The organism is Pelomonas sp. KK5 (assembly GCF_001984095.1).
Taxonomy (GTDB): Bacteria; Pseudomonadota; Gammaproteobacteria; order Burkholderiales; family Burkholderiaceae_C; genus KK5.
Map to the genome: position 1 here is coordinate 21,943 of NZ_LYVQ01000060.1, position 8,468 is coordinate 30,410.

An 8,468-nucleotide genomic window follows, 5' to 3' on the forward strand; every position below is an offset into this window, starting at 1 on the left:
GGGCAGGGAGTTGCTGGAAAGGGTTTAATCCTCTCATGAGCACCTCGATCCTGCAGATCCAGCCCTTGGGCTTCCCCTGGCCGACGCTGGACCCCTTCCTGTTCTGCGTCTACCACGACGACGCCTACCCCGCCGGCAACGGCGCCTTCGGCCCGGCCGCCTCGCTGGCGGGCCGCCAGATCGGCCAGGACTTCGCCGGCAAGGACGGCTGGCGCATGTACCACGGCAGGACGGTGCCGGGCTTCCCGGCGCATCCGCATCGGGGTTTCGAGACGGTGACCGTGGTGCGCAAGGGCCGCATCGACCACGCCGATTCGCTCGGCGCCACCGCCCGCTATGGCGACGGGGACGTGCAGTGGCTCACCACCGGGAGCGGCATCGTCCACGCCGAGATGTTCCCGCTGCTGGATGCTGCCGCGCCGAATCCGCTGGAGCTGTTCCAGATCTGGCTCAACCTGCCAGCCGCCAGCAAGATGGCGGCGCCGCATTTCACGATGTTCTGGTCAGCGCAGATACCTCGCTACGTGGAGGGCGGCGCCGAGGTGGTGTGCATTGCCGGCCGCGTCGGCGATGCCGAGGGCCTGCCGCCGCCGCCGGACTCCTGGGCCGCACAGGCGGAGGCGGACCTGGCCATTTGGACGCTGAAGCTGGCGCCCGGCGCGGCCTTCACGCTGCCGGCGGCCGCGGGTGCGGCGACGCGGCGCCAGCTCTACTTTTTCAAGGGCAGTGCGCTGTCGGTGGACGGGCAGGCGATCGCAAGCCATGCCGCCATCGAGCTGCGCGGCGACGCCTCGCCCGAGTTGCGCAACGGCGGCACCGATCTTGTCGAGCTGTTGCTGCTCCAGGGCCGCCCGATCGGCGAGCCGGTGGCGCAGTACGGCCCCTTCGTGATGAACACCGAAGCCGAACTGCGCCAGGCCTTCGACGACTACCGCCGCACCGGCTTCGGCGGCTGGCCCTGGCCGGACGAGGCGCCGGTGCACGGCGCGGACCCGCAGCGCTTCGCCCGCCACGCGGGCGGAAGCGAGGATCGCCCTCGGGACTAACCCGCTGTCCTCTTCTTCCTGCTTGCCCGCTCGGGCGAATCGCTCCAACAATCGGCCGGCAGGCCCTGCAAGGCGGGCCGCGTCGGAGACAGAACGTAGTTCAACCCGAGGAGACGACAAGCATGCGAAAGATGAATCGACTGGTCATCGGCCTGGCCGCTGCGGCGGTGCTGCCGGCGGCTTATGCCCAGCAGAGCGTGGAGGTCCTGCACTGGTGGACATCCGGCGGCGAGGCGGCCGCGCTGAACGTGCTGAAGGGCAACCTGGAGAAGCAGGGCGTCAAGTGGAACGACATGCCGGTGGCCGGCGGCGGCGGCGAGGCGGCGATGACCGCGCTGCGCGCCCGCGTCACGGCCGGCAACCCGCCCACCGCCGTGCAGATGCTCGGCTTCGACATCACCGACTGGGGCAAGCAGGGCGTGGTGGCCGACCTGAACTCGGTGGCCGCCAAGGAGGGCTGGGACAAGACCGTGCCCGCGGCGCTGCAGAAGTTCTCCAAGTACAACGGCAAGTGGATCGCCGCGCCGGTCAACGTGCACTCGACCAACTGGGTCTGGGCCAACAAGGAGGTGCTGGCCAAGGCCGGCGTCACGACGATGCCCGCCAGCTGGGACGAGTACATCGCCGCTCTGGACAAGGTGCAGAAGAGCGGCGCCGTCGCGCTGGCCCACGGCGGCCAGCCCTGGCAGGACGCGACGCTATTCGACGGCGTCGTGATGTCCACCGGCGGCATCGACTTCTACCGCAAGGCGCTGATCGACCTCGACGCCAAGGCGCTGGGCTCGGACACGATGCTGAAGGTCTTCCAGCGCATGAGCCAGCTGCGCAAGTACGTGGACAAGGACTTCTCCGGCCGCGACTGGAACGTCGCTTCCGGCATGGTGATCAGCGGCAAGGCCGGCTTCCAGATGATGGGCGACTGGGCCAAGGGCGAATTCCTGAACGCCAAGAAGGTGCCGGGCAAGGACTTCATGTGCTTCCGCACGCCGGGCACGCAGGGCATGGTGTCCTTCAACTCCGACCAGTTCGTGATGTTCAAGGTCAAGGCCGACGCGGCGGCGGCCCAGGCCAAGCTGGCGGCGGCGATCATGGACCCGGGCTTCCAGTCCGCCTTCAACGTGGTCAAGGGCTCGGTGCCGGCGCGGACGGACGTGCCCGACACGGCCTTCGACGACTGCGGCAAGAAGGGCATGAAGGACCTGGCCGAAGCCAACGCGAAGAACACGCTGGTCGGTTCGATGGCCCACGGGCATGCGGTGCCGGCTTCGCTGAAGAACGCCTTCTACGACGTGATCACGCGCCACTTCAACGGGCAGATCGACGACAAGAAGGCGGTGGCCGAAATGGTCTCGGCCTCCAAGAGCTGATCCATTCCTCGTAGTCTCTCTCGTCAACCTCCCGGCCGTTGCTGCTGAAGCATCGGCCGGGCCTGCGGAGCCTTGCTGACGATGAAAGCCGGTTTCCTGCCCAAGCTGCTGATCACGCCGAGCGCCCTGCTCGTGCTGATCTGCGTCTACGGCTACATCATGTTCACCGTCTACCTGTCGATGACGCCGTCGACGATCATGCCGGTGCTCGACTACGAAGGCCCGGCCGCCTACAAGCGGCTGCTGAACCTGGAGAACTGGCAGGTGGCGCTGTCCAACGCGGGCACCTTCGCCCTGCTGTTCATCGTGATCGCGATGGCGCTGGGCCTGGGCCTGGCGATCCTGATCGACCAGAAGATCCGCGCGGAGAGCCTGTACCGCTCGATCTTCCTCTACCCGATGGCGCTGTCGCTGATCGTCACCGGCACCGCCTGGAAGTGGCTGCTCGATCCCGGCGTGGGCCTGGAGCACACGCTGCGCGACCTGGGCTGGGAGAGCTTCACCTTCGGCTGGATCAAGGACAGCGAGATGGCGATCTACTGCGTCGTCATCGCGGCGGTCTGGCAGACGGCCGGCTTCGTGATGGCGATGTTCCTGGCCGGCCTGCGCGGCGTGGACACCGAGCAGGTCAATGCCGCGCGGGTGGACGGCGCGCGCAGCTGGCAGATCTACCTGCGCATCATCATCCCGCAGCTGGGGCCGGTGTTCGTCTCGGCCTTCGTGATCCTGGCGCACATGGCGATCAAGAGCTACGACCTGGTGGTGGCGCTGACCAACGGCGGCCCGGGCCGCTCGACCTGGCTGCCTTCGGTCTTCATGTACCAGTACACCTTCACCCGCAACGAGATGGCGGTGGGCGCGGCGAGCGCGGTGCTGATGCTGGTGGCGGTGGGCATCGTCGTGCTGCCCTACCTGGCCAGCGAGATGCGGAAGGCCAAGCATGGCGGCTAGCAAAAAGAACAAGTTCGGACTCACGCAGCCGGTGCTCTACCTGCTGCTGAGCGCGCTGGCCTTCGCCTTCCTGCTGCCGGTCTACGTGATGGTGGTCAACTCCTTCAAGCCGCTGGACGAGATCCGCAGCGGCAACCTGATGGCGCTGCCGCACGACTGGACGCTGGAGCCCTGGCTGACCGCCTGGAGCAGCGCGCAGATCGGCGTGCAGCCGACGGGCCTGAAGCCCTACTTCATCAACTCCTTCCTGCTGGTGATCCCGGCGGTGGCGATCTCCACGCTGATCGGCGCGCTGAACGGCTACATCCTCACGCAGTTCCGCTTCCGCGGCGGGCACCTGCTGTTCGGGGCGATGCTGTTCTCGGTCTTCATCCCCTTCCAGATCGTGCTGATCCCGATGGCCAAGACGCTGGGCCTGCTCGGGCTGGCCGGCACGGTGAAGGGCCTGGTCTTCGTCAACGTGGTCTACGGCATCGGCTTCACCACGCTGTTCTTCCGCAACTACTACGCGGCCTTCCCGCACGAGCTGATCCGCTCGGCGCGGATGGACGGCGCCGGCTTCTTCGGCGTGCTGTGGCGCATCCTGCTGCCCAACAGCGCGCCGATCATCGTCGTCACCGTGATCTGGCAGTTCACCAACATCTGGAACGAGTTCCTGTTCGGCGCCTCGTTCAGCGACTTCAGCTCCTTCCCGCTGACGGTGGCGCTGAACAACCTCGTCAACAGCTCGACCGGCGTCAAGGAATACAACGTCCACTTCGCGGGCGCCTTCATCGCGGCGCTGCCGACGCTGCTGGTCTACCTGCTCTCCGGCAAATACTTCGTGCGCGGCCTGATGGCCGGCTCCGTGAAAGGCTGAACCCCGATGGCGTCCCTGGACCTGGTCAATGTCAAGAAGAGCTTCGGCGCCGTCCATGTGCTGCACGACATCTCGATCGCGCTGGAAGACGGCGAGTTCCTGGTGCTCGTGGGCCCTTCCGGCTGCGGCAAGAGCACGCTGATGAACATCATCGCCGGCCTGGAGGAACCCAGCGGCGGCACGGTGAACCTGATGGGCCGGGACATCACGGACGTGCCCACGGCGGACCGCAACATCTCGATGGTGTTCCAGTCCTATGCGCTGTACCCGAACATGACGGTGGCCAAGAACATCGAGTTCCCGCTGGAGATGCGCAAGGTCGACAAGGCGCAGCGCCAGGAGCGGGTGCGCTCGGTTGCAAAGTTATTGCAGATCGAGCACCTGCTGGACCGCCGGCCGCGCCAGCTCTCCGGCGGCCAGCGCCAGCGCGTGGCGATCGGCCGGGCACTGGCCCGCGAGCCGCAGCTCTACCTGTTCGACGAGCCGCTGTCCAACCTCGACGCGCAGCTGCGCGTGGACATGCGCACCGAGATCAAGAAGCTGCACCAGCGGCTGAAGGCGACCATCGTCTACGTCACCCACGACCAGATCGAGGCGATGACGCTGGCCAGCCGCATCGCGGTGATGAAGGCGGGCGTGCTGCAGCAGCTCGGTACGCCGCACGAGATCTACAACCGGCCGGCCAACACCTTCGTGGCCGGCTTCATGGGCAGCCCGCGGATGAATCTGCTGAAGGCGCAGCTGGTGCGCGACGGGCAAGACCTGGCCCTGCGCTTCGGCGAAAAGGGCGTGCAGATGGCGCTGTCGGCGGCGGCCGTGTCGCCCGCGCTGGCCGCCTATGCCGGCCGCGAGGTGATCGCCGGCATCCGGCCCGAGGCGGTGAGCCTGTGCGGGCCGGGCATGGCGCCGGGGCCGCTGCAGTGCGCCTTCGAGGCCCGGGTGGAAGTGATCGAGCCGACCGGCGCGGACACGCTGGTGCTGGTGGACCTGGGCGGCCATGAGTTCACCGTGCGGCTCGATCCGGACCTCTCGCTGACGCCCGGCCAGCAGCTGCGCTTCCTGGTCGACCTGGGCAAGCTGGTCTGCTTCGATCCGCAGAGCGAGGCGCTGATCGCCGCCGCCTGACGGATCACCCCTACGAGCTCCATTGCTGCGAGGAATCCGGCCGCCTAGATTCGGCCGGATGAACGATGCCCACAACGCCGCGCCACCGCCGCGCCTGCTGGACCAGGTCCGCCTGCGCATCCGCGCGCTGCACTACTCGATCCGCACCGAGGGCGCCTATGTCGACTGGGCGCGGCGCTTCATCCTGTACCACCACAAGCGCCACCCGGCCGAGATGGGCGCGACCGAGGTGGCCGCCTTCCTGAGCCACCTGGCGGCCGAGCGCAACGTGGCGGCCTCCACGCAGAACCAGGCCAAGGCCGCGCTGCTGTTCCTCTACAGGGAGGTGCTGGGCGTGCAGCTTCCCTGGCTCGACGAGGTGATCACCGCCAAGCGGCCACGCCGCCTGCCGGTGGTGCTGACGCCGCACGAGGTGCGCACGATCCTGCTGGAGCTGGACGGCACGATGTGGCTGCTGGCCTCGCTGCTCTACGGCACCGGCATGCGGCTGCTCGAAGGCCTGCGGCTGCGGGTGAAGGATGTGGAGTTCGAGCGGCGCGAGATCGTCGTGCGCGACGGCAAGGGCGGCAAGGACCGCGTCACCGTGCTGCCCGAGAACCTGATCCGGCCCCTGCAGGACCAGCTCGCCCAGGCGCGCTCCCTGCACACGAAGGACATGGCCGACGACTGCGCGGACGTCTGGCTCCCCGACGCCCTGGCGCTCAAGTACCCGGCCGCGGCCCGCAGCTGGGGCTGGCAGTTCCTGTTCCCCAGCCCCGTCCGCTCGACCGACCCGCGCACCGGCGTGATCCGCCGCCATCACCTGCACGAGTACACGCTGCAGCGCGCGATCGCCGGCGCCGCTCGGCGGGCCGGCATCGTCAAGCCCTGCAGCCCCCATGTGCTGCGCCATTCCTTCGCCACCCATCTGCTGCAGGCCGGCTACGACATCCGCACGGTACAGGAGCTGCTGGGTCATGCCGAGGTCAGCACCACGATGATCTACACCCATGTGCTGAACAAGGGCGGCCGCGGCATCCGCAGCCCGCTCGATTCGATCTGACTAGCGCGCGGCGACGGAGCGCAGCTGCGCCTGCGACAGCGCCCCGTACAGCGGCACGCAGATCCAGCGCGAGATCAGGCTGGCGCCCAGCGCCGCGGCCATCAGGCTCAGCACCATCGTGTGCCCGTCCACCATCTCCATCACGATGATGAAGGACGTCATCGGCGCCTGGGTCACCGCGGCCAGGAAGCCGGTCATGCCCAGTGCGATCAGCGGCGCGGAGTTCTCGTCCATCAGCGCGGTCAGCAGGGCCACGTCGTGGCCGATGCCTGCGCCGATGGCCAGCGAGGGCGCGAAGATGCCGCCCGGCACGCCCGACCAGACCGCCAGCCAGGTGGCCACGATGCGCAGCGTCACGTAGAGCAGCGGGGTGCTGTGCTGGCCTTCCACCAGGCTGCGGGTGGTGTCGTAGCCGCTGCCGAAGGTGAGGCCGCCGCTGGCCACGCCCAGCACGCCGATGGCCAGCCCGCACAGCGCAGCGAAGCGCACCGGATGGCGCTCGCGGTACGCACTGAAGCGGTCCCTGCCGCCGCCAACGATGCTGGCATGCAGCAGCCGCGCGAAGCCCCCGCCCAGCAGCCCGCAGGCGACGATCACCAGCAGGCCCGGCAGCAGCAGGTGCCAGCTCAGCGGCGGCACGTGGATCACGCCGAAGTAGGACGCGTTGCCGAACACCGAGACCGCCATCAGGCCGGCCAGCACGATGGCCGCGATGATCAGGCCGCTGGAGCGCTGCTCGATGCGCTTGCTCAGCTCCTCGATGGCGAACATCACGCCGGCCAGCGGCGCGTTGAACGCCGCGGCGATGCCGGCGGCGCCGCCGGCCACCATCAGGCCGTTGTCGTTGAGGGCCGAGCGCGGCGGCAGCCAGCGCCGTGCCGCGCCCATCACGCCGGCGGCGATCTGCACCGAAGGGCCTTCGCGCCCGATCGCCAAGCCGCCCAGCAGGCCGCCGGCCGTCAGCAGCATCTTGGCCAGGCTCAGCCGCAGCGAGACGAAGCGCGGCCGCTGCGCTGGATCAAGGCTGCCGGACAGGACCGTCATCACCTGCGGAATGCCCGAACCCGCCGCGCCGGGCGCGAAGCGCCGGGTCAGCCAGGCCATGCCGGCGGTCCAGGCCGGCGTCCAGACCAGCGGCAGCAGCGGCTGCCAGCGATGCAGCGCGGCGAAGCCGGCCAGCGCGTGCTCGCAGATCCAGGTGAAGGCCACCACCGCCAGCCCGGCCGCCACCGCATGCACCAGCACCACGGCGCGCGCCAGCCATTGCCGCCAGTCGGACAGGTCCTGGCGCATCTCGACGAGGAAGTCCGGTTGCTGGTGCGGGTGCGTCGGGTCGGGCGCGGGAGGCGGCGTGTCGGGGTCCATCATGACGGCTGCGGTAATGAATTTGCACCAATGGATATACCGCCATTGTGCGGCAGTCCGTGTGCTCAGCGGTGCAGCAGCGCCTCGAACTGCGCGACCAGCGCCTCGGTCTGCTCCGCCTGCGTGAAGTCGCGGTAGCGCGCGGCGAAGGCGCGCGCCCGTTCGCGCAGGCCGGCGTCGCCCAGGGCGCGCTCGACCGCGGCCGAGATCGGCGTGCCCGGTGGCAGGTCCAGCACGTTGACGGCGGCGCCGGAGCGCAGGCAGGTCGTGCGTGCCAGCAGTGCCTGCTCGGCCTGCATCGGCATCAGCAGCAATGGCACGCCGGCCAGCAGGCCCTGCGCCAGCGTGGCCTCGCCGGCGTGGCAGACGAGCAGCTCGCAGTCGGGCAGCAGGGCACCGAGGCTTACCGGGGCGGCCGCGTAGTGCAGCAGCGGCGAGCGCACCGGCGGCGGCTTGCCGGCCGCCACCTCGGGCAGGTAGCAGATGACCCGGCAGCCCCGCTGCACCAGCGCCTGCAGGCAGGCGGCGTGGTCCGCGTGGCCGGCCTTCAGGTAGGCGAACACGCGCGGCCCGCTGCCGGCCGGCCAGGGCGGCGGCGGCGCGCCGGTGCCGGTATCGGCCAGGAAGCTGGGGCCGAACCAGGCGCTGCCCTCGGGCGCGCGGCCGTAGTGATCCAGCTCGTGCCAGGTGCACAGCAGCGGCCGGTCGCCGGC

The 8,468-nt window shown here is 69.2% G+C and carries 8 protein-coding genes; 6 read left to right on the forward strand and 2 right to left on the reverse strand.

Translation table 11 applies throughout. From position 1 onward, the window contains the following. Nucleotides 1-35: 35 nt before the first annotated feature. From B0W88_RS11795 to B0W88_RS11820, 6 genes are all read left to right on the forward strand, one after another. The gene (locus B0W88_RS11795; RefSeq protein ID WP_077034847.1) at nucleotides 36-1,046 is read left to right on the forward strand and encodes a pirin family protein; all 1,011 of its coding nucleotides are present in this window, start codon (nucleotides 36-38) and stop codon (nucleotides 1,044-1,046) included. A gap of 131 nt (nucleotides 1,047-1,177) precedes the next feature. Further along, the gene (locus tag B0W88_RS11800; RefSeq protein ID WP_077034848.1) at nucleotides 1,178-2,413 is read left to right on the forward strand and encodes an ABC transporter substrate-binding protein; all 1,236 of its coding nucleotides are present in this window, start codon (nucleotides 1,178-1,180) and stop codon (nucleotides 2,411-2,413) included. Between the two features lie 81 nt (nucleotides 2,414-2,494). After that, a complete protein-coding gene (locus B0W88_RS11805) occupies nucleotides 2,495-3,364 on the forward strand; it encodes a carbohydrate ABC transporter permease (protein ID WP_077034859.1) in 870 nt (289 codons plus the stop codon). After that, complete coding sequence (locus tag B0W88_RS11810; RefSeq protein ID WP_077034849.1) at nucleotides 3,354-4,223, forward strand: carbohydrate ABC transporter permease; 870 nt, start codon at nucleotides 3,354-3,356, stop codon at nucleotides 4,221-4,223. Before B0W88_RS11805 ends, B0W88_RS11810 begins: the two co-directional genes overlap by 11 nt. A gap of 6 nt (nucleotides 4,224-4,229) precedes the next feature. After that, nucleotides 4,230-5,348, forward strand: coding sequence for an ABC transporter ATP-binding protein (locus B0W88_RS11815; protein WP_077034850.1), 1,119 nt, complete (start codon nucleotides 4,230-4,232; stop codon nucleotides 5,346-5,348). A 58-nt stretch (nucleotides 5,349-5,406) separates the two neighbouring features. Next, nucleotides 5,407-6,390: an integron integrase gene (locus tag B0W88_RS11820; protein WP_077034851.1), complete on the forward strand. Its 984-nt coding sequence runs from the start codon at nucleotides 5,407-5,409 to the stop codon at nucleotides 6,388-6,390. Here B0W88_RS11820 and B0W88_RS11825 read toward each other — a convergent pair whose 3' ends face one another. Further along, complete coding sequence (locus B0W88_RS11825) at nucleotides 6,391-7,758, reverse strand: chloride channel protein (RefSeq protein ID WP_233151692.1); 1,368 nt, start codon at nucleotides 7,756-7,758, stop codon at nucleotides 6,391-6,393. It lies immediately after the preceding gene. 62 nt (nucleotides 7,759-7,820) lie between these two features. Beyond that, a partial coding sequence (locus B0W88_RS33595; RefSeq protein WP_369973877.1) for a glycosyltransferase occupies nucleotides 7,821-8,468 on the reverse strand: 648 nt, incomplete at its 5' end.